Origin of the sequence: Chryseobacterium salivictor, from assembly GCF_004359195.1 — a bacterium.
Taxonomy (GTDB): domain Bacteria; phylum Bacteroidota; class Bacteroidia; order Flavobacteriales; family Weeksellaceae; genus Kaistella; species Kaistella salivictor.
In genome coordinates, this window is the sequence record NZ_CP037954.1 from 2,534,927 (window position 1) to 2,561,827 (window position 26,901).

A 26,901-nucleotide genomic window follows, 5' to 3' on the forward strand; every position below is an offset into this window, starting at 1 on the left:
TTTTGAAAGACATCCGAACTTTATCGCTCGATCAGTTACAGGAATATTTCGTCTCTTTAGGCGAGAAACCTTTTCGTGCAAAGCAGGTCTATGACTGGCTTTGGAGCAAAAACATGCATTCGGTCGATGAGATGACGAATCTTTCGAAAGATCTGAGAGACCGTATTTCACAGGAATACATCATCAATCCGATTTCGGTAGATCAACTTCAAAGGTCGAAAGACGGAACCATTAAAAACGGCGTGAAATTACACGACGGCCTTTTGGTAGAATCTGTTCTGATCCCGACTGAAACAAGAACTACAGCCTGCGTTTCTTCACAAGTTGGCTGTTCGCTGAACTGCGAGTTTTGCGCCACCGCAAGACTCAAAAGAATGCGGAATCTGGAAGTTGCAGAAATCGTTGATCAGGTGGCGTTGATCGACAGACAAAGTAAATTATATTTTGGCCGGCCACTTTCAAATATCGTGTTTATGGGAATGGGCGAGCCGATGATGAATTACAAAAACGTTGTAGAATCCATCCGAAAAATCACGGAACCTGAAGGAATGGGAATGTCACCACGACGGATTACCGTTTCAACCTCCGGAATACCTAAGATGATCAAAATGTTGGCTGATGAAGATATTCGCGTTAAATTGGCGCTTTCTTTACATTCCGCTATTGAGAAAAAAAGGAATGAAATCATGCCTTTTTCTGATAAATTCCCTTTAACCGATATTATGGATTCCCTAAAATATTGGTACGAAAAAACAGGAAACGTTATTACTTTCGAATACTGCGTCTGGAAAGGAATCAATGATCAGGACGAAGATATCAAAGCATTAATTAGATATTGCAAACAAATTCCAAGCAAAGTCAACTTAATTCAATATAACCCAATCGGAGACGGAAAATATGACCAGTGCAATAAAGCAGCGGAAGACAATTACGTTCGGCAGTTAGAAAAAGCAGGGATTACCGTGATGATCCGCAGAAGCCGCGGCGGCGATATCGATGCAGCTTGCGGACAACTCGCCAATAAAAGCAGTGAGTAATGTTTTCGCACATCGGCAAAACCAGAACTCCCAGACATAACCTTGGAATCGCTTCGCTCCTTTCTTTTGTGGCGGGCCTGGTGAATGTGGTAGGCTTTTTCTCCGTTCAGAAATTAACCACCAATGTGACAGGGCATTTCGCCTTTTTTGTCGATGAAGTTTTCAAACTCAATTTCGAAAATGCCTTTCATGTCGCGCTGTTTGTTTTCTCCTTTTTCTCCGGTGCTTTTTTTGCCAATTTTACGGTCGAAATCTATTCCAGAATCAGGGAAAATGAAACCTATGTTTTCCCCATTATTACCGAAGCGTTCATACTTACAATCATTGCATTCACGGGAAATTATCTGATAAAGACAAATCCCGATGTCATCGCTTACAGCTTGCTTTTTGCCATGGGAATGCAGAACTCGTTGGTGACCAGCATATCGAAATCGATTGTCCGCACGACTCACTTAACCGGACTTTTTACCGATATGGGCATCGAATTTTCTCAGTTGTTTTTTTATAAAGATCAATTCCACAAACGCAGATTACTGAAATCTATAAAATTAAGGGTTACTATCATCTTCATGTTCTTTGTAGGAGGCGTTTCGGGCGGCGTTTTATTCGAGCATTTTGGCATCCAATCTTTAATTCTCGGGTCCGTAATTTTAATTGGCGGATTGCTTTATGATTTCATTAAAATCAGATTCCTTTTATTAAAAAGAAAAAGTGGATGAACACATCAAAGCAATGTGAATGCTGTGGTTTTTTAAACAATGTAAACAGCCTCTGAATAAGTAAAAATAGTAAATGAATAAGTTTTTTGTTATACTTTCGATATTGTGTTCACTGAATTTTTCTGCTCAGCAGGATTATAACTGGTTCAAAATTAACCGGTACAGAACAGCAGTTTTCGGCGATTCCCTGAAAGAAAACTCTGGCTTGGATTTTTTCAACAACCGTCTTTTCACCATCAGCGATAGCGGAAACAGTTCAGAAATTTTCGAAATTGACAGAAATTCAGGGAAAATCAAGAATGTTTTTAAAACCAATTTAATTAATAAAGACTGGGAAGCAATTGCCTCAGATTCTGCCAACGTATACATTGGTGATTTCGGTAACAATGTCGGTTCCAGGAAAGATTTAGTGATTTATAAAATTCCTTTTGACAGCGTTGTTAGCGCTTCAAGCACTATCAACGCTCAGGAGATTTCCTTCTATTATCCCGAACAGAAAGATTTCACCACGAAAAATACAAACAATGATTTCGATGCAGAAGCCATGATTTTTTTAAACGGAAAAATTCACATTTTCACTAAAGAATGGGTTTCAAAATCTACGACACATTACACCATTGATCCCGCTATTGCAGAGAATCAGCCTGCACAAAAAACAGAAACGTTTTCAACAGGTTACGTTGTTACAGATGCTGCTTATTTTGAGAACAAATTATATCTGGTAGGGTATACCAAAAAAGCCGAAGTGTTTCTTTCTGTTTTCAATGAAACCGAACCCGGAATTTTCTTTAAAGAAAAACCAAAGAAATATTACCTGGGAAGTTCTTTAAGCATCGGACAGATCGAAGGAATTGCAGTTGATGAAAAAGGAATTTATATTTCCGGTGAGGAATTTAATTTACCTGTTTTTAAAGTAAAACCGTACTTATACTTTATTCCTTTTGAAAAGCTGAAATAAATCAATCTGAATGCCCCAATAAATTCTGACATATTCTTTATTTATAATTATCTTTGTGCCTATTCATAAATTCTAATCCTTTATCAATCATTTGTGGCGAACATCGTAGAAGAAATAAAAAAACCGATTAATGCAGAGATGAAACTTTTTGAACAGAAGTTTTATGAATCGATGCAGAGCAATGTGGCACTTTTGGATAAAGTTACCCGATTTATCGTGACGACCAAAGGGAAACAGATGCGCCCGATGTTTGTATTTCTCTGTGCGAAATTAGTAGGTGAAGTGAATGAAAAATCTTTCCGTGGCGCGTCTATGATCGAGTTGATTCATACCGCAACTTTGGTGCATGATGATGTGGTTGATGAAAGTTTCAAACGCCGTAATTTCTTTTCAATCAATGCGTTGTGGAAAAATAAGATTGCGGTTTTAGTCGGGGATTATTTATTATCCAAAGCGGTTTTACTTTCTACAGATCATAAAGATTTCGATTTACTTGCAGTAATTTCCAGAACGATTCGCGAAATGGCGGAAGGTGAATTATTACAACTCGAGAAAGCCCGGAAACTTGATATTACCGAAGAGGTGTATTACGAAATTATCCGCCAAAAAACGGCGACCCTCATTGCGGCTTGTTGCGAAATCGGTGTACTTTCTGCAAGCAGTGATGAAACTTTAGCCAAAAAAATGATGGAATTCGGCACCCATACCGGAATGGCTTTTCAGATCAAAGATGATCTGTTCGATTATCTGACGACTACGATTATCGGAAAACCTGTCGGAATCGACATCAAAGAGCAGAAGATGACTTTGCCTTTAATTCATGCTTTAAAAATTGCCAGCGAAAAAGACCGTAAGTATTTTTTCACCACGATAAAACGCTACAATAACGACCAGAAAAGAGTTAAAGAACTCATTGAATTTGTAAAAAAATCCGGCGGTCTGGATTATGCGGTAGGCAAAATGAAAGAATATCAGCAAAAAGCAAAAGATATTTTGGCCGGTTTCCCCGAGTCCGAAGCCAAGAAATCATTACACTTAATGCTCGATTACGTTATTGAAAGAAAGTTTTAAATCTTTCTGAAATAAATCACTTTTTATTCAGCCACAAATCTTAAAAATCCCAAAAATTTTAAGGAATATTAATGGACAACTTAAGCGTTGAGTTTCAATTAAAAAGTTGAAATTATTAAGATTTCTTTCAGAAATTATTAGAAAACATTTATAGAAATAAGGCTTTTTGGTGAATGATATTAGTCGATTTTCAAGTTGGTATTATTCAACCGCAACGAATTTAAAATCACCGAAACCGAACTGAAACTCATTGCGGCCGCCGCAATCATCGGACTCATCAGAATTCCGAAAATAGGGTAGAGCAGTCCCGCTGCCACAGGAATTCCCAGCGTATTGTACACAAAGGCAAAGAACAAATTCTCTCTGATGTTTTTCAATAATTTTTCACTTAAGATTTTTGCTTTTGCAACGCCCAGAATATCACCTTTCAATAAAGTAATCTGAGCACTTTCAATGGCAACATCGGTTCCGGTTCCCATTGCAATCCCTACGTTTGATTGTGCTAAAGCTGGTGCATCATTAATTCCATCACCGGTCATTGCTACAATTTTCCCTTCGTTCTGGAGCCGTTTAATTTCTGCTAATTTATCATGCGGAAGACAGTTTGCGAAATATTTTGCAATCCCCAATTCATGAGCAACGGCTTTTGCAGTATGTTCGTTATCGCCGGTCATCATTATCACTTCTACATTATTCTTTTGCAGATACTGAATAGCGCGTTTCGAACTTTCTTTAATATTATCTGAAAAGCTGAGGATTCCCAACACCTGATTTCCTTTTGCTAAGAAAGAAATGGTTTTCGCCTGATCTTCATTTTCCTGAATTTTTTGCTTTAAAGATTCTGGAATTTCAATATTAAACTGTTTTAAAAGAGCAGAATTCCCAAGTAAAACAGTTTCACCTTTAATCATTCCTTTTACACCTTTCCCGGAAATGTTTTTAAAGTTTTCTACCTTTTCAAAATCCTGATTCTCTTTTTTAAATTCATTTAAAACTGCATTCGAAAGTGGATGTTCAGAATTCTGATTCAAGGAAGCCGCTAATTTTAAAACCAAATTCTGATCATTATTTTCTGCAGCAATTACTTCATCCAGTTTTGGCTTTCCTTCTGTTAAAGTACCTGTCTTGTCGGTAATTAAAACGTTTACTTTATGCATTTGTTCAAGGGCTTCAGCGTTCTTAATAAGGATTCCGTTTTTCGCTCCTTTTGCAATTCCAACCGTTAAAGACATCGGCGTTGCCAATCCTAACGCGCATGGACAAGCCACAATTAAAACAGCAACAGCGTTGACCAAAGCATAAATCAGGGCATTTTCTCCGCCAAAAATCCGCCAGAAAATAAAAGTCAAGATGGATATTCCGATAACGGTAGGAACAAAAATTTTCGATATTTTATCGGCTAATTTCTGTATCGGAGCCTTGCTTTTGGTGGCGTCATTCACCATCTTGATGATTTGCGAAAGCAAAGTCTGTTCGCCCACTTTTTCGGCTTTCATCAAAAAGCTGCCGTTTCCGTTGATCGTCCCGGAAGTCACCATCATCCCCGAAGTTTTCTCTACCGGAATCGGTTCGCCCGTAATCATGCTTTCGTCCACATTCGAATTCCCTTCAGTTATTTTTCCGTCAACCGGAATTTTTTCTCCCGGTTTTACCCGTAATATATTTCCAATTTGAACTTCAGAAAGCGGAACTTTCTTCTCAACATTATTACTGATTAAATTCGCTTCATCAGGAGAAAGGTTCATTAATTCCTCGATCGCTTTTCCGGTTTTCTGATGCGCTCTGGCTTCGAGCATTTGTCCCATAATCACCAGAGTCAATATAACAGAAACGGACTCGAAGTAAAGCGGTATTTTTCCGCCATGGGTAATTTCGTGCGGTAAAATTTCCGGGAATACTAAAGCGACCAGACTGAATAAAAATGCGGCTGCTGCGCCTAACGCGATCAGCGAGAACATATTGAGATTCCAGGTTTTAAAGGAAATCCAGCCTCTTTTTAATAAGAACCAACCCGCGTAAAAAATCACAGGAATTGATAGTAAAAGTTCTAAAATTCCCTGTACCTTATTAGAAAAAGGAAATTCAAACCACATTCCTCCCATCGATAAAATAAATACCGGAATGGTAAAAATTAAGGAAATCAGAAATTTGTTTTTTAGAAGTTTGTAAGTGCCATCACCGGAAGTTTTTTCTCCTTTTTCCGGAATTTTCACCAGATCCATTCCACAAACCGGGCAACCGACATTGGAGTCATAAACTTTGTCGCCTTCGCAAAACATTGGACAGTAATATTTTCCTGCGTTATTTACCTGATCGATCACTGGTGCTGCTTTTTTTTCACCGCTATGAGGATGATGATGGGATGACGCATTTACCAAATCCTGCGTGATTTCTTCGAGATGCATGTGGCAAACCGGGCAGCCTGTATCAGAGGCATAAGTTTTATCGCTTTCGCAGAACATCGGACAAAAATATTCCCCGATTTTATTTTCGAAATTTTCAGGCAGATTTGTTTTTGAAAAAGTCTGTGGTTTGTTTTGATAATCAGCTCTTTCTTCGATGGGAACCAGATACATATTGCACACTGGGCAACGTTTTCCCGGTGTAAAATACACTTTTTCGCCTTCGCATTCCATGGGGCAATAATAAACGGAACTTGGTGAAATCCTTTCGGACGGAGGTATGTTTGATGGAGACATTTTAAATTTTATTTACAATTTTCCGGCTTTTTTTTCTAAAGCTGTTATAAAGATAAGGAAGTTTGTTATGAAATTTAGAATTAGTTCATTCTGCTCAGGGCAAAATGCATTAAACCGCACTGTTCCCTCAATAAATCTAAGTTCTGATTCATAAATATAAAAATTAGAAAATAATTTTGACCAAACTAATATTCAAAGAATTGTATTTATTAAAAGTACTGCCTTCTTTTTCTTTAATTTAATCCGGTTTTTAGTCCCTTTTGTTTAATCTCTCGTTTGAGGAATGAAAATTAAACCTGATCGAGAGCGATCCGGTTTTTAGATTTCAGTTTTTTAAAGGAAGTAGGATTGAATCCTGTGCAGTTTTTAAACTGAGCAGAAAGATGCTGAACACTTTTGTATCCTAATTTTTGGGAAATTTCAGTCAGTGTAAATTCGTTGTATAAGAGAAGTTCTTTGGCTTTTTCAATTTTTTGCAGAATAAAATATTGTTCCAAAGTGAAATTTTCATGCGTTGAAAAAGTCTTTGAAAGCAAACTGTAATCCTTTGCAAAATGTGCACTGATGAATTTTGACAAAATAAAATCCTCATCAATGTCTAAGTCAGCGATTTTAAGAATAATGATTTTCTTTATGTGTTCGGTCTGAGTTTTTACCGCATTTTCCAGAATCTCGAAACCCTGTTTTTTGAGATGTTCATTCAGGATTTTCAATTCTGCCTGCAAAAGTACATTTACCGTTTCGATTTCGCCCAGTTCCAGATTGGAAACCGGGATTTTCAACTCCACAAATAGGGTATTAACCGCCGAGATACAGCGGTCACAAACCATATTTTTAATATTGATCTTCATCTTTATTTTTTAACCGGTCGGCAATAAATTCAATTTTTGTTTTCCCGTGCTTTGTCGGTTTTCCTTCCATATTCACTCCAACAAATATGATTTTATCAATGGTAATAATAGTTTGGCGTGTCATCATATTGCGGACTTCGCACCTTAAAGTGATACTGGTATTCCCAAAATCAATGGCTTCAATCCCGATTTCAATAATATCGCCTTGTTTTGCTGAGCTCACAAAATTAATTTCAGAAATATATTTGGTGACGCACCGCGGCGTTTCGAGCTGTACAATCGCATATAATGCTGCTTCTTCGTCGATCCACTGCAGGAGCCGGCCACCGAATAAAGTATGATTAGGATTTAAATCTTCTGGTTTGATCCATTTTCTGGTATGGTAATTCATTTTTTTTATTTCTAATTAATACTTATTATTTTCAGTACAAAGATATTATAAAGTATTATTATTTAAGTGATTATGGTATAAAGACTCTTATTTTAGCAAAGAAAATTTAAACTCCAGTTCAATTTCCAAAAGGAAATCCTAATTGCTCTTCATTTCTTAATGTTTAAAAAAGAGAGTGTTGCTTCCTGCACTCTTTTATTTCATCTTATCTTGTAAAAACAAGTTTTGTTTCTGTGGAAAGTTCTTCAGCAATACGGTAGTTTTCAAGGTTAAATCCTTTTACTTCATCTAATGTTTTCACCTCATTCTGAGCACAATATCTAGTGACTAAACCTCTTGCATGTTTGGTGTAAACCACGATGGTTTTTAGTTTTCCCTCTTTATATTCATAGAAATCAAAATCGATAATCGGTGCTTTTAATTTTGTTTTATCAATGACTTTGAAATATTCTTTACTCGCTAAATTCAGAACAAAATCTTTTGATTTTAATTCATTGTTAAGTTGCTCTGTTACTTTATCTTTCCAGAATTCATAGAGGTTTTTGTATTGGTCAAACTCAAATTTCCGACCCATTTCCAGACGGTAAAGCATTACTTTATCCGAAGGTTTCAGCAAACCATATAAACCGGAAAGTATTCTGTAATTTTTCTGAAGATATTTAACTGATTTTTCGTCCAGCGATTTGGCATCCAAACCGCGGTAAACTTCGCCGCTGAAAGCCATTAAAGCTGGTGCAGATTCTTTTGAAGACGGTTGGGCTTTCCAGTTTTGATTTCTCTCCCAGTTTTCATCAGCCAGTTTTGAAGAAATCTCCATGAGCTCTGATAAATATTGGGGAGATTTCTGTTTTAAAGTTTGTTGTATAAAGTCGGCCTCTTCAATGAAATGCGGTTGCGTTGGTTTTAGAAATTCACTTGAATTTTCTATGTTCATGAGTTTTGCCGGCGATGTAATGATTTTCATGTTCTGAAATAATATAATAATGTTGCAGTTGGAAATACAGCGGATTCCAGTTTCCTGTCTAGAATTTTTATCGAAAAATCCAGAAGGAAACCTTGGAGAAAAGTAGAATAAAACTAAAAAACTCCTTTTCCCTGACGGAGAATTTCAGGTTCGCCAGTGGTGAGATCTACAATGGTAGAGGCCACATTATCACCATAACCTGAATCGATAACGATATCTACCAAATGATCATATTTTTCTGCAATCAGTTCGGGATCCGTAGAATACTCGATCACTTCATCATCATCTTTAATCGAAGTAGAGGCAATCGGGTGGCCTAATTTCTGAACAATCAGCTGCGGGATGATATGGTCAGGCACGCGGATTCCGACTGTCTTATTGCCTTTGTAAGCAAGCGGTAAATTTTTGTTGGCTTCTAAAATAAAAGTAAACGGTCCGGGAACATTATTCTTTAAATACCGGAAAGTACTGGTATCAATCGGTCGCGAAAATTCGGACAGGTGACTTAAATCGTTACAGATGATTGAAAAATGGGCTTTTTCCAACTTGATTTTTTTGATCTGCGCCAACTTTTCCATTGCACGGATATCAAAAATATTGCAACCCAACGCGTAAACAGTGTCGGAAGGGTAAATAATCAATCCACCATTTTTCAACGTACGGACGACCTGATCAAGGAGGTTTTCCTGAGGATTATCGGGATATATTTTTAGAATTTTTGCCATATACAAATTTACTAAAAATAGATGAATAAAGTTTTTTCAGATAAAATTTGGAAGTTTAGATAATAGTTGTATATTTGCAGCACAATAACGCGGGGTAGAGCAGTAGGTAGCTCGTCGGGCTCATAACCCGGAGGTCGCACGTTCGAGTCGTGTCTCCGCTACTAAGTAAAGAGAATCAAGAAATTGGTTCTCTTTTTTTGTGGGCAATTTTCACCGACAGGTGCTCTTTTCGGGGGTTTTAAAAGTTTTCTGAGTACCTTTAAAAAAATAGAAATTTAAATACTCTAAATTACGTGGGATCCTTTCCGATGATCCATTTTTCAAGTCTGGTGAACTTATGGAATTGATCCTGTTTTAAAATTCTTCCTTACATTTGGATCATGAAAATTCTGCATACCGCCGATTGGCATTTGGGTAAACGGTTAGACCGCTTTTCGCGTCTGGAAGAACAGGTTTTAGTTTTGAATGAAATCATAGAAATCGCCGATGAGCATAAAGTAGATCTGGTTCTGGTTGCCGGCGATTTGTTTGATAATTTTAATCCAGGAGTTGAAGCCATCGAACTCTTCTATAAAACTTTGAAACGGTTATCATTAAATGGGAAACGTCCTGTTATCGCCATATCGGGAAATCACGATGCTCCCAATTTGATCGATGCTCCCAATCCTCTAGCACGCGAATGTGGTATTATTCTCATTGGGCATCCCAATGCTGAAATTCATCCTTTTGAACTCGAAAATTTTAAAATAACCAATTCTGCCCAAGGTTTCTTAGAATTAAAATTAAACGGTTTTGATTTTCCAATCCGGATTTTGCATACGCCTTACGCCAATGAAGTCCGGTTAAAAGAATATTTTGGTGAAAATAAAGAACAGGCGCTTAATCAGGTTTTAGCGGAAAACTGGGCAAGGATTGCCGATGAATTCTGCGATGAAAAAGGAGTCAATCTTTTGATGGCTCATTTGTATATGAATAAAAAAGGAGCCGCGATTCTGGAAGAACCCGACGGTGAAAAACCGATTAAAATCGGAAACGCAGATTTGATTTTTTCAGAAACCATTCCGCCGCAGATTCAATATACCGCTTTGGGACATCTCCACGGTTTTCAAAATATCGGAACGCCGGAAAAACCGGTCGTTTATTCGTCGTCGCCTTTGTGCTACAGTTTCAGTGAAGCAGGGCAGACCAAATATATTTCGATTATAGAAGCCCAACCAAATCAAGCGGTTTCATTTCAGAAAATTCCTTTGAAGAACGGAAAACCTTTGTTTCGGAAAACATTTGATTCCGTTGAAAATACAATCGACTGGCTGACCGAAAATGCAAATGCTCTGGTTGAATTGACACTGGAAAGCGAAACTTTTCTAAAAGCCGAAGAGCGCAAACAGATTTATCAGTCGCATCGTGGAATTGTTCATTTGATTCCGAAAGTCAAAAGTCAGGAATTTACCGAAAATAACTTACACCAAATTAATCTCGATCAGGATATTCAGTCTTTGTTTCAGGATTATTTTAAATCCAAAAACAATGGCCAACAGGCTAATGAAGACCTTCTTAATTTGTTTAATGAAATTTTAAATCCTAATTCATGATTCCGGTTCAACTCACGCTCGAAGGTTTATATTCTTATCAGGAAAGACAGACTATTGATTTTAAAAATCTTACAGAATCCGGTCTTTTCGGTATTTTCGGAGCGGTCGGTTCCGGAAAATCATCCATTTTGGAAGCGATTTCGTTTGCTTTATACGGCGAAACAGAACGGCTGAATGCAAGAGACAAACGGGCCTACAATATGATGAATCTGAAATCAAACCGGTCTTTTATCGAATTTGATTTCTTTAATTTTGAAAATAAGAAATTTCGCGCGACCAGAGAATTTAAACGGAATTCTAAAAACTTTGACGATGTGAAACCATCGAATGTTGTTTTTTATGAATGGAAAGAAAACCGGTGGGAACCTTTGGAACATGTAAATCCAGAAAAGATAATCAATCTTACGTATGCGAATTTCAAACGCACGATTATTATTCCGCAAGGCCAGTTCAAAGAGTTTCTGGAACTGGGTGCAACTGACAGAACCAATATGATGAAAGAGATTTTCAATCTGTATCGGTTCGATCTGCAGAATAATGTTTCAGGTTTGAATGCGAAAAACAGATCTGAACTGGATCAGTTAGAAGGTCAGCTGAAAGGTTTTGAAGAAATAAATGAAGAACAGATTGCTGCTCAGAAAGAAAATTTAACCTTGCTTCAGAAAAAGTTTGAGGAGGCAAAAAATGAATTTAATAAAATTGATAAGAAATATCAGATTCAAAAGAATCTTAAAACAGATTTTGAACTGTTAAATGAGAAGCAGGAAAACTTCAAAAAACTTTCGCTTGAAAAAACTGAAATTGACGGATTAGAGAAGCAGACAGAACGGTTTGAGCAGGTTTTCAGATTATTCAATCCTTTGATTGGCGAGAAAAATAAACTTCAAAAAGAAATTGATTCTAAAAATCACGAGAAAGAAATTCAGGGTAAAAATTTAGCAGAAACTGAACGGAAATTTAATGTGTTGAAAGAAAGCATTACAGCAATTTTGCCTCAATATGAAGTTCTGGAACGGTCTAAAATTAAGGAAAATGATCTGCGTTTGATCCTGCAAATGCTCAGGTTTTCAGCCGAAATCGAAATTCTCAAATCCCGAACTGAAAATGGCGTAAAAGAAGTAGAAAAGGTTTCTGAAAATCAAAAAACAATCAGGAATAAAATTGATGTTTTGCTGAAAAATTCAGAGCTTTTGAAATCGCAAAGATTAGATGCTCAATTATTATTAAATGTCGGAAACTGGTTTTCAAAAAAGAGAAATTTAACGGAATCTCTTCAGGCCCAACTTAAGAAAACAGATGATTTAAATTCAGAAATTCATAACATTTCTGAGGAATTGAAAACTTTTACTATTGATGCTGAAACTTTTAAAAATGATTTTAAACTGAAGAATGATTCTTTAGAAAATCAGAAAAAAAGTCTTTCAGAAAAAAAGAATCAACTGGAAGTTCAGCAGCAACTGGCGCATTTTGCCAATGAACTGCACGACGGAGAATCCTGTCCGCTTTGTGGCGCTTTGGAGCATCCGGATATTGTTGAATTTGAAGATGTGAAAAGTGAACTTTCTGCAGTTGCTGAGCAAATTATTGCGATTGAAAACCAGCAGAAAGAACTGCAACAGACAAGTTCGGAAATTGAAAAAATTCTGGCGAAAAAGAAATTCTTTGAAAGCCAGTTAAAAGCAGAAAACGAAGCTTTTGATCAGATAAAAACGGAAGTTGATACCCATCAAAATATTTTTTGTTGGAAGGAATTTAATGCTGAAAATGAACCTGATTTTGAACTGAAACGAAAACAGACTTTTGACCTCGAAAAACAAATTGAAGCGCTAAGTCAGGAGATTTCTCAGCAGCAGAAAAATCTGGAGAAAGAGCGTGAAAGCCTGGATAAATTCAATAAAGCCTTAGAAGATTTCAAATTAAAGGACAAGGAAGTTGAGACGAAATTCAAAACCAGTCAGTCGAATTTGAAGAATTTATTTTGGGAAGAATTCAGCAAGAAATCTGTGGAGGAGGTGGAAGAGCGTTTTCAGAATCTCTCAAAATCAAATCTGAAAACCGAACACGAATACCAAAATTTAATTCAACAGGAAAAAGAACTTTCGCCAAAGTTTGCTGAGCAGAAAGCGGTTTCCGAACAATTGGGAAAACGAATTGCGGAATTGGAAAAAGAAATCTCAGAAAATGGGACTGTTTTAATTCAACATTTAGAAGATCATCAATTTAGTAATTTAGAAGAAGTTGAAACCATTTTAGCGCAGGAAATCAATGTTCAAAATAATAGAAATCAGATCCAGAAATTTAGAATTGATTTTGAAACTCTGAAAAATGGAGTGGAAGAATTATCACTAAAATTAAAAGGTTTTTCTTTTGACGAATCGCAGTTTGCTGCTTTGGAAACTCAATTTAAAACGGGTGAAAATGAATTGAAAACCGCAAATGATAATGTGGTAAAACTATGTTCGGAAATCGACAGACTTGAAAAAGAATTTAAGAAAAAAGAAGATCTTTTAAAAGAATTAGCGAAACTTCAAAAGCGTGCAGATCATCTGAAAATAATGACGAATCTCTTTAAAGGAGCGGGTTTTGTGCAATATGTTTCTTCCATTTATTTAAGACAATTGTGCGATCATGCGAATATTCGTTTTCACCGGATGACCCGAAATCAACTGAGTCTTCAACTGAATGAAAATAATGATTTTGAAATCGTGGATTTTCTGAATGAAGGCAGAAGCCGAAGTGTAAAAACCTTGTCTGGCGGACAATCTTTTCAGGTTTCTCTAAGTCTGGCTTTGGCTTTGGCAGAAAGTGTTCAGGCGAATGCGCAGGCGGAAAAGAATTTCTTCTTTATCGATGAAGGTTTCGGAACTCAGGATCTGGAATCGGTGAATGTTGTTTTTGAAACCCTGACCAATTTGCAAAAAGAAAACAGAATTGTCGGCATTATTTCCCACGTTGAAGAACTGAAAGAAAAAATGCCGGTTTCGCTGAATATCATCAAAGATGAAGAAAGAGGAAGTTTGATTTTTTAACCATAAAAGTCACAAAAGATAGCTGGAAAATTTTAAATTCCAACTTTCAAAAAAGCACAAAAGTAAAATCTATAGATTTTACTTTTGTGCTTTTCTTAGTGATTTCTGAATTAAGCCTTTGTGACTCTTTTGTAGTTTTTAGATTTTGATATTCAAATTCATTATCGTTTTTCTTAGCTAAAATCCTCTGCTTTTTCTGCTACAGTTTTTTCGAGTCATAGTCACTTTCATTTCCTAGCCGGTCCACCGATTTCAGTGCAACCGTATTCAGTTTTTTGCCATTTTTATTTAAAGGTAAATTCCTGGAAACGATATCTTTTTCTAAGATTTCAGTTTCCCAGGTGTCTCCGTTTTTCACATACAGAATCCATTGGAAAACATTCGCAGCATCCAAAGCATTCCATTTAATACTTACAGAATTGCCGTTGTTTTCAACAGACAAATTGGGTTTATCCAAAGGTTTTGCTTTGATCCAGGGTGTTCTCGGAATCAAGGCCTGCGTTTGATAGGCGTTTTTTACAGCGTTGAACATGTCCACATTTTTTGATAATCCATCTACGCTGTAATGTACCGTTCCCGAACTGTTTTTTAAAATCTGGCGTGTCAGGTTAATTTGCGAAACGATCTCTGCCGGACGGTCACTTACGCCATTGAGCCCAATCGTGTTCAAACCCGGATAAAGATGACGTTTCTGGGTGTTCTCACTTTCCCACCATTTCAGCAGCGCAGGGAAACTTTGGGGGCCGTCATTTTTCCAGTAGAGTTGGGGCGAGAAATAATCCAGCCACCCTTGGTTCAGCCATAATTTGGCATCGGCGTATAATTCGTCGTATTGGGAAGAACCTTTGATTCCTTCCGGAAAACCGGGTTTCCAGATTCCAAAAGGACTGATTCCAAACTGCACGTAACTTTTTTCGGCTTTGATTTCATCATGAATTCTTTTGATGAATTTATTCACGTTTGCTCTTCGCCAGTCTGCCCGCGAAAGGTTTCCGCCTTGCTTCAGGAAATCGTTCCAGCTTTTGTTGTCCGGGAAATCTTTACCGCCATTGTATTCTCTGTATGGATAAAAATAATCGTCGATGTGGACTGCATCGATATCATAGCGTTTTACGAGATCCTTAATCACTTTTGAAGCATGATCCTGGGTTTTCCCGTCAGACGGATCCATCCAGTACATCCCGTTGCGGAGTTTGACGATTTGGTCAGGCATTTTCTTAATCAGTGATTCTTCGGTAATCGGCCCGCCTGTGGTGTGGTGAGCGCGGTAGGGATTCAACCAGACATGCAGTTCCATTCCTCTTTTATGAGCTTCTGTGATCCAGAATTCTAACGGATCATAAAAAGGCATCGGAGCTTTACCAATGGAACCGGTCAGGAAATAAGACCAGGGCTCCAGATCGCTTTTATACATCGCATCTGCGGAAGGCCTTGCCTGAAAAATAACGGCATTGAAATTAGCATTTTTCAGTAAATCCAGAATTTTGATGGCTTCGTCTTTTTGCTGTTGCGTTGTCAGATTATTTTTTGAAGGCCAGTTGATATTCGCGACGGTCGCAATCCAGGCAGCACGGAATTCGCGGTTCACTTCCGGAAGGTTGAGGCTGATTTTTTTCTCGGGATCCGGCAGCGGTGTGACTGGTTTCGGAGGCAAAGGTTTGGTGGTGGTCACCGGTTTTTTAGCCACCTGTTTCGCAGGTTTTTGGGTAGAACAGGAATTGATGAAAATTGCTGTTGCAACCAGTACGGTATATTGTAAGTTTCGGATATTCATGGGACAAAAATACTATTATTATAAGAACTGAAAAATCGGCGTTATTGTATGCAGGGTTTTCATAAATTAAAATAGTACGCAGAGACGCAATGTTTTGCGTCTCCTTTTAAAACAGAATGTTTTGCGTCTTTTAAGACGCAAAACATTGCGTCTATAATTACAACGCCCATAAAGACGTAAAACGGTTTCATTCATTCCCGCAGAGACGCAGTTATTCCCGCAGAGACGCAGCAGTTATTCCCGCAGAGACGCAATGCATTACGTCTCTATTTTTAAATTGATCATTATCCCATTTTTCGGGATTATTGATAATGTATTGGGAAATCCTTTCAAATTCTCCCTCATTGCGGATAATGTGATCATGAAATCGCGGTTGCCATTGAAAATCAGGATTTATCTGACGCGCTGCAACGGTGACAGATGATTTAAACCCGCGGATAATAGATGCCAGATTTTTGGATTGTGGGCCGAATTGGTTTTTGGAGGTAATGGGGATATTTGTGGGATCCACCGTGGCAATGGGATTCACCACGCCAATGGGATTCACCACCACCGTAGAGACGCAATGCATTGCGTCTCTACAATCCCCGTTACCGTTACCGTTACCATTCCCATCGCCATCCCCCGATTCCCGTTTCATATTATATTCATTTTCCCCAATACCGATGATGGCGTGAAAATGATTGGGCATCACGACAAATTCACCCATGAATAGATTCATATCGGGGCGCAATTCAAATGTTTTCAACCATTCCCGTTCTGCAATCCTACCAAGGTCCGACAACTGCATTTTGCCTTTGGTTATTTTGCCAAAGAAATGGGCTCTGTCGTGGGTACAGATGGTAATGAAATAGAAACCTGCCTTACCGTAATCCCAGCTTTGTAAACGGGCAGATGAAATGCGGTATTTATTATTAAAATGATCCATAGGTTTAAATTGTGTTTAGTTAGTAGAGACGCAATGCGTTGCGTTCTCAAATCCATAGTTTTAAATTGTGTTTAGAGACACAAATACATTTCGGTTTCCGATCCATAATTTTAAATTGTGTTTAGAAACGCAATGCCTTGCGTCTATACAGATTTTGCGAAAAGGTAGGTGGAGCTGCCGTGAACAGCGGCGGTATGTAGAGGCGTTGCAGATTTAAAAATAAGGGTGCCCGTCACCACCAACCACGCAGAATCATCAGGGATCCCGAATTTCCAAACGGTAGGGAGGGTGGCCTGGAAAATAGAAAGATCCGCGGTGTGGGAACTGATCAGGTTAAGATTGATGGTTCTGCTGAGCGGATTTACCGTAAAAGCATCCAGTCTTAACTCAGCACTCCGTGCATCTTGGGGAAGCACAATTTCCCGTCCTGCTTTCAGAGCCGGAAACCGGCATTCGAGCTCCCTGGTATCGGACAGTCTGAATTCTGGATAAAAGCGGGTGATTTTTTCCCAGGGACAGTGTGCATTAAAGTCGAAACCGGTTAGCGATTCCGGCAATCCGAGGTTGTGTTCTGCATCCTGATGGTTTTGTTGACTGTGCACCATCAGTGCCTTGTTCATTCTGGCGCGGTGTCTTGAAGCATACCTGCTGTCGGTAATCAGCGGCAGTTGGCGAGTCAGTGCCAGGCGGAACAGTTTGTCCTGGGCACTGGCAAAACCGAAGGCCTTCGCAGCCGCTTTTGTTTTTGGGGTCTGTTGAAGCCCCGAAGGCTTTGTACGTACATAACTTTGGGATTCGCTATTGACGAATACCAGGTTTCCTAAGGCTCCGCTCAGAATACCGTTTTTTGAAATTCTTGCCATGATCTTGGTTGTTAGTGTAAGGTAAAGATAGGGATTCTTCTCCTTACAGAGTGCCTAAATCATAAAATAACATACTGTAGGTTAATGGCTTAACTATAAAATTACTGGTGTGGTTGTGGACTTGCTATGGACTCACTATGGAGTATCGCACATGGATAGTGAAACGGAATCAGGTTGAATTAAGTAAAGATAATAAAAAATCGGAATAGTGCAAAATGAGAAAATAAAAAAATTAGAAGACGTATTTAAATGGTGATTACGGTTTTCAGTAGGTTTTTTGTTAGTTTTGGGATTAAAAATTCAAATGGGAGGTTTATTATTTGGAGCAGAGATTTTCGAATCATGTCTTGTTTTTAGTATTGTAGCGACATTTACATACGGAAAAATGAAGAAATAATAGTCGTAGTGTTTCAGGATAAAGCCGATCGCGAAGCCTGTTTCGCCTTAGCCCGTTTTATGATATCATTTTTAAGGCTACCCCCGGCTTATATCAAGGAAACAGTCACAGTCTCAAATATCCTTTGTCGGGATTGTTGTTTTATTTCTTTGTGGAAGACACCGGGATTTTCGAAAAAGAAGGAATGTCCACCGATGCTATTGCGAATCATACTGCAGAAAATAGTTCGGATTTAAATGTTTTTTTAAAGATTTATTTGCGAAACTTAATAGTAAATCGAGTAAAACTTTGGCAAAGTTGATAGAATACGCTATTTGCTAAGGAGGAGAAAAGTGAGAAAGAAGAAAAATGTTATCTAGCTTACCTAGCTCCTAACTTTGCCAAAGTTCTAAACTTTGACAAAGTTGATTAATGCGCGGCTTTTTTGGACTTTTGACCAATTTAAATTGCATCAATCTTTTGCGGCTTTTGGGGTTGAATAGGATGGAGCCACAGCGCATACTGAGAAAATATTTTACGGAATGTTCCGGCCTCTTAACAGACCGGTTGGAAAACATTTGCTGCTTTTACGGTTTCCCTTTTTGCGGGATTCGCTAAAAAGAGTATCTTTAAAACTTAACATCTAAATAATATTTATGTCTCTAACATTTCTACTTTTGGTAATGATCGCCGTTCTTGTAACCATTGGCATCATTACAAAAAAACTCGATATCTTAAGCTACGGTGAACCGGATAAAAACGGAAATCAAAAACCTGTTGGCGTTAAATGGAAACCGGTTACTTTTATTCTGTTGACTGTTCTTGCAGCGCTTTTTCAGCCCATGAATTACGAAGTGATCAGCGTGGGTCACAAAGGGCTTTTAATTAATTTACTCGGTGATAAAAGAGGGGCTTCGAATACCGAAGAAGTTTCGGGCGTCGTGTTCTACAACAAATACACCCAGGAAATACAGGAAGTTCCGCTCGATCAGAGGCATATCGAATATCCCGAATCCATTATTGTGGCTAAAGGGGGGTTCCCCTGTCCGATCAAACCGTCGTTCAACTATTCGGTAAAGGAATCTACCGCGGCGGATATGTTTACCAACCTGAGATCCACCTACAAAAAGGGCGGACTGGAAGCCATTCAGGAAGGCTGGCTGAACAATGCCATTATCGGCGCCATCAATGATGTGGCGAACCGGCATTCTATCGATTACCTGTTCAACAACCGGGAAACCTACGAGGCAGAAATTCTGTCGGAAGTGAATAAAAGAATCGGGAAATGGTTTATGGTTTCTCAGCTGAAAACCAATATCCAGCCTCCGAAAGCCATCCGCCAGTCGATTGAAGACAAGGCGACGGCTGATGCTGATGCGATTAAAGCGGAAGCGCAGGCGCGTGTTGCGCAGGCGGATGCCCAGCGGAAAATCCAGTTGGCGAAAGGAGATTCGGCTTCTGTGGTCATCAGAGCGCAGGCGGAAGCCAAAGCCATCAGCCTGAAACAGCAGGAAATTACCCAAACTTACGTGGAATACCAGAGAGTCCTGAAATGGGATGGCGTGATGCCGACGACGGTGTTGGGGAGTGGGAGCAATACGTTGTTGAATGTGAAGTAGGTTGAATAGCCACACAAAAGGATTCGCGGCAGCCGCAGCGGGGAAATTCCATAAATAAACCCATTTTATACATGTGGGAATGTATGTGTGATTTCATCAAATAGATAAACAAGCTATGCAACATTTTAAAAAACATTACACCAATGAAATTTGACTCAATAGAAAAACTTTTAAATTATGGGATCTTTACAATTCCTGAATATCAACGTGGTTATTCGTGGACAAAGGACCAATTAGATGATTTACTGAATGATTTAAGTGATGTTGAATTTATAAAAGAACATTATGCAGGAACAATAACCTTGATAAAATCTGGACAAGAAAAAATTGGAATAACTGATTTAACAAAATATGACATTGTTGACGGGCAGCAGAGACTGACAACATTTCATTTATTTTTAGTAAGTATTTATCATAGAATCAGTGAAATTGATCCTCTACAAGCAGATGCTGTAATTATTAAAAATGTTTTAAATAAGGGCAAATCCCTACTTCGTTTAAATAGCAAAGACAATCAAGAATTTTTCTTTGCATTATTAAATGAACTCGACATAAATATAATTAAGAAGTATGCGCCAAAAAGTAAAACTCAAAAAAATCTCTTAAATACAAGAATACATTTCAATACATATTTACAACGGTATACCTCAATAAACACACTCGTAAAAATTTATAACAACCTATTATCAAAATTTAAGGTTAATGTTTTTGAATTAGAAGAAGAATCTGAAGTAGGTTTAATATTTGAGACAATGAATGATAGAGGCTTGCCTTTATCCGATATGGATAAAGTGAAAAATTATCTAATTTATTTAACTCATCGTTTAAATGAAAAAACGATAGCAAAGGAAATAAATAGAAAATTTGGCGATATCTTTACAGAATTGATGGAAATTAAAAACTATTCAGTAACAAGAATAGAGAATCAATTTCTAAAACATTGTTATATTGTTTATAGCGGAGATAATAATAACTTGTCTGATATACCCAAAAAGATAAAAACTGAATTGATTAAACAAAGGGAAATTTTTGCAAAAAAAAATCTTTTTGACAATGATACTGCACAAAGAGAAAAGAAGATTAAGGAAATAAAGGATTTCAATAATTTTCTGCAAAAAAGTGCCAATTATTATTCTGCTGTTTTAAATCAAAGTTTTGATATTCAAAATGTAAATGATTCTCTTTACAGACTTGAAACTTTAGGTAAAATTGAATCTTTCTTACCATTGTACTTAGCCGTACTAAATAATAAAAAATTCAAACCTGAATTTCTCATTGCTATAAATGAAATTTTAGAGGCATTTACTATTAGAGTTTTTATTTTCGGAAATAAAAAAGGAAATACTGGAAATTCAGCGTTATTCGAACTTGCATATAAGGTTTTTACTAATAAGATCAATTTCACAGAACTTAAAAAAGAATTGCGGAATCTTATTGAAAAGAACAGCAGTAATTTAGATTTGAGAAAGTCCATCATTAATATGGGCGCATACAATAGTATTAGTAATTCTTCCTTAAAACTTATATTGTTAGACTATGAATATTATTTACAAGGAGAATTATCTGCAAAGTTTGATATTGGATCAATCAGAGAGATAGTTAGTAATGGCAAAATCACTATTGAACATATAGCTCCCCAAACAATTCTTCCTGGGGTTAAGGCTATGGAAAACATAAATTTGTTGGGCAATTTAGTTTTAACTTTTGAAAATGGTGTTTTAGGGAATAGAACATTTCTCTCTAAAAGAAGCACTTATGCCAAATCTAATTTTGCATCTGAAAGAGAATTAATTGGATATGAAGATTGGAATGATAAAACAATTCTCGAAAGAGGGAAAAAAATTCAAAAATTCATAATGGACAAATGGAAAGCATAAAAAGCTTCACTCGTTGCTGCCCCCGCTTCCGTGCGAATCCTTTCGCGTGGTCACAATTAAAAACCCATTGAATTATGGAGCAACCATGTCATTAAACAAAAAATAGATTACGTACATAAGCTGGTTTGGTTTTCAGGGCGGAAGATTACCAGTACAGCAGTGCAATAGATTATTCGGATGAGAAAGGGCTTCTGGATGGTATAGAGGTTTTCAGGATGTTATATTTTTGATCAGGTTTAAGTATTGGGGCCATACGTAAGGGTTCGTGCAGCAGGGGGCAGCGCGAAAATGCAAATACTTTGCTATATTTGGTTTAATAATAAAGTATCACTTTAGTCATACAAATGCACCGGTTTTTTATGACTTTATATGATTTTGTCATATAACGAGTTGTACACAATATTAACAAGGACATAATACGAAAATGCTTTGAATAAAATTAAATTTATACTTTTATTGATCTTATCAAATTCTTGTTCTCCATTAATAGAAAACGGAATTATTGTTGAAATAGAAAACAACTCAAAACTTTCAGTTATAGGTGTGCAATTTTACACAACTGAAAAACTAATAACTTTAGATTTTGATAAAATTAAACCTGAGGAAACCATGTCGGGTTTTCTATCAATGAAAAATAATAAATCTGATGGTGGTTATGTTTTAGACTTTATCGGTGCTAATGGCGAAAAAGAACATACGGTTGTCGGCTATTATACTAACGGCGGTTCGCTTGATAGAAAAGTTAAGTTTACTATAGAAACTAAAAAAACACTCGTAAAGTTCGATTAAAAGAATATTAAAAAATACTGTGTACAATAAATAAGCTTTCGTTTTGTCTGCAAGAAATGAAAGCCCGTTGAACGGAACCTTCGGTAGCTTTTTGTCAGCATGTTGGTAACCTTAGGGAGTTATTCACTCGCTGGCAAAATCTCCTGCCCGCTGCACAAAATATCCTGACCCTCAGCCTTCTAAAAATCACTACCTTTGATAAAACACAACTCATGAAAACTGGCTATGTCATCAGGGATCAGGAAAAACCACATTTTGTAACAGCTACTGTTGTTGACTGGTTTGATATTTTTACAAGGAAAACCTATCGCGACACCCTTGCATTTTTCACACTCACTTTATTGTTTTTAAATACTGTAGCCTGCAATGGTGGCCAATCGGCCGAAACGGTAAAGGGAATAAAGAAACCGGAAACCGTAAAAATGGATTCCGTAGAGAAAAAAACAGTGAGCACCATTGATACGGTGGATTTCAATAAAAGAATACGCGCATTAAGCAACAGTGACGCTTCCGGAAAATGGCCTGTAAAAGCGCCTTATCCTTTGTCCGGAGCGTTATTGCCTTACCATAGAATTGTTGCTTTTTACGGAAATTTATATTCAACAAGAATGGGAATCTTAGGGGAACTGCCCCGAAAAGAAATGCTGGCGAAACTGGAGGGCGAAGTAGCCAAATGGCAAGCTGCAGATTCTGCGGTGATAACAATTCCTGCTTTGCACTACATTGCGGTGACAGCTCAGGGTGAACCGGGAAAAAATAATATGCACCGCCTGCGGATGCCCTTTCACCAGATTGACACGGTGATCAGTTGGGCAAAACCCATCAATGCATTGGTGTTTTTGGATATTCAGGTGGGACACAGCTCCGTGAAAGGGGAAGTTACAGAACTGGAACCATACCTTTCTATGCCCAATGTACATCTTGGAATAGATCCTGAATTTTCGATGAAAAACGGTGAACGGCCAGGTTCCAAAATTGGGTATTTTAATGCCGCAGATATTAATGATGCCATTGATATCTTAGCAGACATCGTACGCAAAAACAAGTTGCCTCCAAAAATACTGGTGGTCCACCGGTTTACGCAGGGAATGGTGAAAAATTATAAAGAAATCAAAACCGTTCCCGAAGTCCAGATTGTCATGAATATGGATGGTTTTGGAAGTAAAAGTTTAAAAAAAGACTCTTATGTGAGTTATATTTACAGAGAACCTGTACAGTTTACCGGTTTCAAATTATTTTATAAAAATGATCTGAAATTGTATACTCCCGAAGAATTAATGAAATTCACGCCGATACCGATTTACATCCAGTACCAATAATTTAATTTTTAAGTGATGAAAAATATTGTTGAGTCCGTTTTTGTTGCGTTGTTTTTATGGGTTGGCTGTCAGCCGGAACCTGCTAAAATAACTGCCGGGACGACGGTTATTGCCGCTCCCGCAAAAATCACAGCGCCAAAAAAAGTCAGGGCCGCTGCGGCGACTGTTCTTTCGAGAAAAGAAGTGCCGGTTTTATGCTATCATAATATTAAGGATTTCAGCGCCAGTGCGGGTGAAAACACAAAAGTGTATACCGTAAAACCTGCTGCCTTTGCGGAACAGATGAAAGCTTTGGCAGATGCCGGATACCAAACCGTTTTACCTGAACAGCTATATAACTATTTAGTTTTTGACGGTCCGTTACCAGAAAAACCCATCATGATTACCTTTGATGATACGAGGGGAGCACAGTTCAGTATTGGCGCAACCGAAATGAAAAAATACGGTTTCAAAGGCGTGTTTTTTATCATGACCGTTTCTGTTAACCGTCCCGGATATATGACTAAAGAACAAATCAAAAGTTTATCGGACGACGGGCATGTTATCGGAGCACATACCTGGGATCATCATAGGGTCACTAAATACGCTGGAGACGACTGGAATATACAATTGGTCAAACCAAAGGCTCAACTGGAGGAAATCACCGGTAAACCGGTAACCGATTTTGCTTATCCGTATGGATTATGGAATACCGCGGCCATCGATGAAATAAAAAAGAGTGATTATAAAATGGCTTATATATTATCTACCAAAAGAGATCCTGTAGATCCATTATACACCATCAGACGGATGATCGTTTCGGGAACCTGGTCAACTCAGGGAATGATGAACGCTGTTCATTCTTCATTTCACTAAAAGAGATCATCATTTCAGCCAAGAAGGAAATCCTGAGAGATATTTGAAGCCATTTTGGAGATTCTATTATGATGAAATACCTGATATTGCTGCGTTGCATCATTATTTCATTTACTTATGTTAGATTATAAAACAAAAAAAGCCCCAATAAAACTGGGGCTTTTCTATATTTTGAAGAGATTATCCTTTTGCGCCTCTTTCAATACGTTTTCTTTCGTTTTCAGAAAGGATTTTTTTACGCATTCTGATGAAGTTTGGAGTTACCTCAATCGCTTCGTCACCCTGGATGTATTCCATACATTCTTCCAGAGAGAATAATTGTTTTGGAGCGATGTTACCGTCTTTATCTTTTCCTGAAGCACGCATGTTGTTCAACTGTTTTGCTTCAACGATGTTTACTACTAAATCTCCCGGTTTGTTTTGCTCACCGATGATCATTCCTTCGTAAATTTCTTCACCCGGATCAACAAAGAACTTACCTCTGTCCTGAAGTTTCGCGATAGAATATTCAGTTGCAGGTCCCTGACCTTTACTGATCAATACTCCAACGGATCTTCCGGGAATGGATCCTTTGAATGGTTTATAGTCTGTAAAACGGTGTGCCATAATTGCTTCACCGGCAGTTGCAGTCAACATTTGAGAACGCAGTCCGATCAATCCTCTTGAAGGAATTTCGAATTCCATGTGCTGCATTTCCCCTTTGGTTTCCATGATGTGCAGATCACCTTTTCTTTGAGTCGCAAGATCGATTACTTTTGACGCATATTCGTCCGGTACATCAACGACCATCGATTCATAAGGTTCACATTTAACACCGTCGATTTCTCTGATGATTACCTGTGGCTGACCAATGGTCATTTCATAACCTTCTCTTCTCATCGTTTCGATCAGAACAGAAAGGTGAAGAATACCACGACCAAATACCAGGAATGTATTGGCATCATCAGTAGGTTCAACTTTTAGAGCTAAGTTTTTCTCTAACTCCTTATACAACCTTTCTTTCAGGTGATTTGAAGTTACATATTTACCATCTTTTCCGAAGAAAGGAGAGTTGTTGATAGAGAAGGTCATGTTCAAAGTCGGCTCGTCAATCGCAGTTCTTGGCAATGGTTCCGGATTTTCAAGATCCACGAATGAATCTCCGATCTGGAATTTATCAAATCCAACAATCGCACAGATGTCTCCGGCCTGAACTTCCTGAACTTTCTTTTTACCTAAACCTTCGAAAACGTATAATTCTTTTACTTTACCTCTAATTACTTTACCATCTTCCTGAGCAAGACCAATTGTCTGACCTTCTTTGATAGAGTTTCTTCTGATCTTTCCGATAGCGATTCTCCCTAAGAAAGAAGAGAAATCCAGTGAAGTAATCTGCATTTGCAGGCTTCCTTCGAAAGTTTCCGGTTCCGGTACATATTGGATAATTCCGTCTAATAGGGGAGTAATGTCTTCTGCAGGCTCTAAGCTCGTGTTGAACCAACCCTGTTTGGACGAACCATAGAAAGTTGGGAAATCCAGCTGCTCTTCTGTCGCTTCTAAGTTGAAGAACAAATCAAAAACTTTATCGTGAACTTCATCAGGACGACAGTTTGGTTTGTCAACTTTGTTGATTACTACAATCGGCTTCAAACCTAATTCCAATGCTTTGTGCAATACGAAACGGGTCTGAGGCATCGGTCCTTCAAAAGCATCTACTAAAAGTAAAACTCCATCGGCCATTTTCAGAACTCTTTCAACTTCACCACCGAAATCGGCGTGACCAGGCGTATCAATTACATTAATTTTGGTGCCTTTGTACATTACCGAAATGTTTTTCGATAAAATCGTAATTCCTCTTTCACGTTCCAAGTCATTGTTGTCCATGATCAGATCACCTGAATCTGCCTGATTTTCGCGGAAAACACTGGTTGCGTGGATGATTTTGTCAACCAAAGTCGTTTTACCGTGGTCAACGTGCGCAATAATTGCGATATTTCTAATGTTTTGCATATTCGTTTTTTGACGGTGCAAAAGTAATCTTTTTTCGTCAATTTCTTTTATAAGTTGTTTAATTTAATAAAAAATTATGTTAAAATTTATAGAAAGTTTAATAATAAGCTTGAAAACACCTTTATATCAAGCTAATTATTCGCAAAATACAACAATAAAAGCGGCCTTTTCAAGCCGCTTTGAAATAAATGAGCAGGTCGCCAAATTTTAATTCTGTTTTAAATAAGAGTACACATCATCTTTTAAATGAACTCTTTTTTTGCGTAATTCTGTTAAATGTTCGTCTGTCGTATGATTCTGCTCGCCTTCTTCGTAATGCTGAATGAGGGCATTTACTTCTTCATAATTCACGTACATTTTTTTGAAGGTTTCATCATTCAGCTTAAGCACATTGATTTTATCTTCCAGTTCAGGGAATTCGTGGGTAAGGTTGTGATTTTCCATGACTTTAAATATTTAATTTTTTAATACATTAA

Annotated in this window: 22 protein-coding genes and 1 tRNA gene; 13 read left to right on the top strand and 10 right to left on the bottom strand. The window is 37.8% G+C overall.

From position 1 onward, the window contains the following. Positions 1 to 2: 2 nt before the first annotated feature. The 4 genes from rlmN (at position 3) to NBC122_RS11565 (ending at position 3,785) form a co-directional block, all read left to right on the top strand. Positions 3 to 1,037: a 23S rRNA (adenine(2503)-C(2))-methyltransferase RlmN gene (gene rlmN, locus NBC122_RS11550; RefSeq protein WP_133440520.1), complete on the top strand. Its 1,035-nt coding sequence runs from the start codon at positions 3 to 5 to the stop codon at positions 1,035 to 1,037. Then, on the top strand, positions 1,037 to 1,756 hold the full coding sequence (locus NBC122_RS11555) for a YoaK family protein (protein ID WP_133440521.1): 720 nt from the start codon (positions 1,037 to 1,039) through the stop codon (positions 1,754 to 1,756). The genes rlmN and NBC122_RS11555 overlap by 1 nt, the downstream gene beginning before the upstream one ends. Positions 1,757 to 1,829: 73 nt before the next feature. Then, positions 1,830 to 2,714 carry a hypothetical protein gene (locus NBC122_RS11560; RefSeq protein WP_133440522.1) on the top strand — a complete coding sequence of 295 codons (885 nt, stop codon included), beginning with the start codon at positions 1,830 to 1,832 and terminating at the stop codon, positions 2,712 to 2,714. Between the two features lie 93 nt (positions 2,715 to 2,807). Further along, positions 2,808 to 3,785 carry a polyprenyl synthetase family protein gene (locus NBC122_RS11565; protein ID WP_133440523.1) on the top strand — a complete coding sequence of 326 codons (978 nt, stop codon included), beginning with the start codon at positions 2,808 to 2,810 and terminating at the stop codon, positions 3,783 to 3,785. Between the two features lie 179 nt (positions 3,786 to 3,964). Here the strand turns inward: NBC122_RS11565 and NBC122_RS11570 are convergent, their stop codons facing one another. The 5 genes from NBC122_RS11570 to NBC122_RS11590 form a co-directional block, all read right to left on the bottom strand. Continuing rightward, entirely contained in the window at positions 3,965 to 6,484 is a 2,520-nt protein-coding gene (locus NBC122_RS11570) for a copper-transporting P-type ATPase (protein WP_133440524.1), read from the bottom strand. A 290-nt stretch (positions 6,485 to 6,774) separates the two neighbouring features. After that, positions 6,775 to 7,335 (bottom strand): helix-turn-helix domain-containing protein, encoded by a 561-nt coding sequence (locus NBC122_RS11575; RefSeq protein ID WP_133440525.1) that lies wholly within the window; start codon positions 7,333 to 7,335, stop codon positions 6,775 to 6,777. Then, positions 7,319 to 7,726, bottom strand: coding sequence for an acyl-CoA thioesterase (locus NBC122_RS11580; RefSeq protein WP_133440526.1), 408 nt, complete (start codon positions 7,724 to 7,726; stop codon positions 7,319 to 7,321). Before NBC122_RS11580 ends, NBC122_RS11575 begins: the two co-directional genes overlap by 17 nt. 205 nt (positions 7,727 to 7,931) lie before the next feature. Next, positions 7,932 to 8,690 (bottom strand): peroxide stress protein YaaA, encoded by a 759-nt coding sequence (gene yaaA / locus NBC122_RS11585; RefSeq protein WP_133440527.1) that lies wholly within the window; start codon positions 8,688 to 8,690, stop codon positions 7,932 to 7,934. A 113-nt stretch (positions 8,691 to 8,803) separates the two neighbouring features. Continuing rightward, positions 8,804 to 9,415, bottom strand: coding sequence for an L-threonylcarbamoyladenylate synthase (locus NBC122_RS11590; RefSeq protein ID WP_133440528.1), 612 nt, complete (start codon positions 9,413 to 9,415; stop codon positions 8,804 to 8,806). 88 nt (positions 9,416 to 9,503) lie between these two features. Between NBC122_RS11590 and NBC122_RS11595 the strand changes: the two genes are divergently transcribed. The 3 genes from NBC122_RS11595 (at position 9,504) to NBC122_RS11605 (ending at position 14,036) form a co-directional block, all read left to right on the top strand. After that, positions 9,504 to 9,576, top strand: a tRNA-Met gene (locus NBC122_RS11595). A gap of 219 nt (positions 9,577 to 9,795) precedes the next feature. After that, the gene (locus NBC122_RS11600) at positions 9,796 to 11,007 is read left to right on the top strand and encodes a metallophosphoesterase family protein (RefSeq protein WP_133440529.1); all 1,212 of its coding nucleotides are present in this window, start codon (positions 9,796 to 9,798) and stop codon (positions 11,005 to 11,007) included. Next, positions 11,004 to 14,036, top strand: a complete 3,033-nt coding sequence (locus tag NBC122_RS11605; RefSeq protein ID WP_133440530.1) for an AAA family ATPase — start codon at positions 11,004 to 11,006, stop codon at positions 14,034 to 14,036. The genes NBC122_RS11600 and NBC122_RS11605 overlap by 4 nt, the downstream gene beginning before the upstream one ends. A 199-nt stretch (positions 14,037 to 14,235) precedes the next feature. On the opposite strand, the gene NBC122_RS11610 is transcribed toward NBC122_RS11605, so the two are convergent. From NBC122_RS11610 to NBC122_RS11620, 3 genes are all read right to left on the bottom strand, one after another. After that, positions 14,236 to 15,810, bottom strand: coding sequence for a glycoside hydrolase family 10 protein (locus tag NBC122_RS11610; protein WP_133440531.1), 1,575 nt, complete (start codon positions 15,808 to 15,810; stop codon positions 14,236 to 14,238). Between the two features lie 211 nt (positions 15,811 to 16,021). Next, the gene (locus tag NBC122_RS11615) at positions 16,022 to 16,738 is read right to left on the bottom strand and encodes a transposase (RefSeq protein WP_185145764.1); all 717 of its coding nucleotides are present in this window, start codon (positions 16,736 to 16,738) and stop codon (positions 16,022 to 16,024) included. Positions 16,739 to 16,881: 143 nt separating this feature from the next. Continuing rightward, entirely contained in the window at positions 16,882 to 17,358 is a 477-nt protein-coding gene (locus NBC122_RS11620) for a hypothetical protein (protein WP_133440532.1), read from the bottom strand. 824 nt (positions 17,359 to 18,182) lie between these two features. On the opposite strand from NBC122_RS11620, the gene NBC122_RS14750 reads away from it, so the two are divergent. From NBC122_RS14750 to NBC122_RS11645, 6 genes are all read left to right on the top strand, one after another. Then, positions 18,183 to 18,299: a hypothetical protein gene (locus NBC122_RS14750; protein ID WP_394345884.1), complete on the top strand. Its 117-nt coding sequence runs from the start codon at positions 18,183 to 18,185 to the stop codon at positions 18,297 to 18,299. Between the two features lie 334 nt (positions 18,300 to 18,633). Beyond that, positions 18,634 to 19,596, top strand: a complete 963-nt coding sequence (locus tag NBC122_RS11625; protein ID WP_133440533.1) for an SPFH domain-containing protein — start codon at positions 18,634 to 18,636, stop codon at positions 19,594 to 19,596. 143 nt (positions 19,597 to 19,739) lie between these two features. Further along, positions 19,740 to 21,473, top strand: a complete 1,734-nt coding sequence (locus tag NBC122_RS11630) for a DUF262 domain-containing protein (RefSeq protein WP_133440534.1) — start codon at positions 19,740 to 19,742, stop codon at positions 21,471 to 21,473. Between the two features lie 429 nt (positions 21,474 to 21,902). Then, positions 21,903 to 22,262 (top strand): hypothetical protein, encoded by a 360-nt coding sequence (locus tag NBC122_RS11635; protein ID WP_133440535.1) that lies wholly within the window; start codon positions 21,903 to 21,905, stop codon positions 22,260 to 22,262. A gap of 212 nt (positions 22,263 to 22,474) precedes the next feature. Further along, the gene (locus tag NBC122_RS11640) at positions 22,475 to 23,581 is read left to right on the top strand and encodes a hypothetical protein (RefSeq protein ID WP_246012353.1); all 1,107 of its coding nucleotides are present in this window, start codon (positions 22,475 to 22,477) and stop codon (positions 23,579 to 23,581) included. Positions 23,582 to 23,596: 15 nt separating this feature from the next. Beyond that, positions 23,597 to 24,436, top strand: coding sequence for a polysaccharide deacetylase family protein (locus NBC122_RS11645; RefSeq protein WP_133440536.1), 840 nt, complete (start codon positions 23,597 to 23,599; stop codon positions 24,434 to 24,436). 180 nt (positions 24,437 to 24,616) lie between these two features. Here the strand turns inward: NBC122_RS11645 and typA are convergent, their stop codons facing one another. Both typA and NBC122_RS11655 read right to left on the bottom strand, forming a co-directional pair. After that, the gene (gene typA / locus NBC122_RS11650) at positions 24,617 to 26,425 is read right to left on the bottom strand and encodes a translational GTPase TypA (protein WP_133440537.1); all 1,809 of its coding nucleotides are present in this window, start codon (positions 26,423 to 26,425) and stop codon (positions 24,617 to 24,619) included. A 207-nt stretch (positions 26,426 to 26,632) separates the two neighbouring features. Beyond that, positions 26,633 to 26,869, bottom strand: a complete 237-nt coding sequence (locus tag NBC122_RS11655) for a YdcH family protein (protein ID WP_133440538.1) — start codon at positions 26,867 to 26,869, stop codon at positions 26,633 to 26,635. Between the last annotated feature and the right edge of the window lie 32 nt (positions 26,870 to 26,901).

What these genes read in the sequence shown, in the direction of transcription:
- NBC122_RS11555 (WP_133440521.1), top strand. Translation starts at nt 1,037, where the DNA reads ATGTTTTCGCACATCGGCAAAACCAGAACTCCCAGACATAACCTTGGA.
- NBC122_RS11560 (WP_133440522.1), top strand. Translation starts at nt 1,830, where the DNA reads ATGAATAAGTTTTTTGTTATACTTTCGATATTGTGTTCACTGAATTTT.
- NBC122_RS11570 (WP_133440524.1), bottom strand. Translation starts at nt 6,484, where the DNA reads ATGTCTCCATCAAACATACCTCCGTCCGAAAGGATTTCACCAAGTTCC.
- NBC122_RS11575 (WP_133440525.1), bottom strand. Translation starts at nt 7,335, where the DNA reads ATGAAGATCAATATTAAAAATATGGTTTGTGACCGCTGTATCTCGGCG.
- NBC122_RS11580 (WP_133440526.1), bottom strand. Translation starts at nt 7,726, where the DNA reads ATGAATTACCATACCAGAAAATGGATCAAACCAGAAGATTTAAATCCT.
- yaaA (WP_133440527.1), bottom strand. Translation starts at nt 8,690, where the DNA reads ATGAAAATCATTACATCGCCGGCAAAACTCATGAACATAGAAAATTCA.
- NBC122_RS11590 (WP_133440528.1), bottom strand. Translation starts at nt 9,415, where the DNA reads ATGGCAAAAATTCTAAAAATATATCCCGATAATCCTCAGGAAAACCTC.
- NBC122_RS11600 (WP_133440529.1), top strand. Translation starts at nt 9,796, where the DNA reads ATGAAAATTCTGCATACCGCCGATTGGCATTTGGGTAAACGGTTAGAC.
- NBC122_RS11605 (WP_133440530.1), top strand. Translation starts at nt 11,004, where the DNA reads ATGATTCCGGTTCAACTCACGCTCGAAGGTTTATATTCTTATCAGGAA.
- NBC122_RS11610 (WP_133440531.1), bottom strand. Translation starts at nt 15,810, where the DNA reads ATGAATATCCGAAACTTACAATATACCGTACTGGTTGCAACAGCAATT.
- NBC122_RS11615 (WP_185145764.1), bottom strand. Translation starts at nt 16,738, where the DNA reads ATGGATCATTTTAATAATAAATACCGCATTTCATCTGCCCGTTTACAA.
- NBC122_RS11620 (WP_133440532.1), bottom strand. Translation starts at nt 17,358, where the DNA reads ATGAACAAGGCACTGATGGTGCACAGTCAACAAAACCATCAGGATGCA.
- NBC122_RS14750 (WP_394345884.1), top strand. Translation starts at nt 18,183, where the DNA reads ATGTCCACCGATGCTATTGCGAATCATACTGCAGAAAATAGTTCGGAT.
- NBC122_RS11625 (WP_133440533.1), top strand. Translation starts at nt 18,634, where the DNA reads ATGTCTCTAACATTTCTACTTTTGGTAATGATCGCCGTTCTTGTAACC.
- NBC122_RS11630 (WP_133440534.1), top strand. Translation starts at nt 19,740, where the DNA reads ATGAAATTTGACTCAATAGAAAAACTTTTAAATTATGGGATCTTTACA.
- NBC122_RS11640 (WP_246012353.1), top strand. Translation starts at nt 22,475, where the DNA reads ATGAAAACTGGCTATGTCATCAGGGATCAGGAAAAACCACATTTTGTA.
- NBC122_RS11645 (WP_133440536.1), top strand. Translation starts at nt 23,597, where the DNA reads ATGAAAAATATTGTTGAGTCCGTTTTTGTTGCGTTGTTTTTATGGGTT.
- typA (WP_133440537.1), bottom strand. Translation starts at nt 26,425, where the DNA reads ATGCAAAACATTAGAAATATCGCAATTATTGCGCACGTTGACCACGGT.
- NBC122_RS11655 (WP_133440538.1), bottom strand. Translation starts at nt 26,869, where the DNA reads ATGGAAAATCACAACCTTACCCACGAATTCCCTGAACTGGAAGATAAA.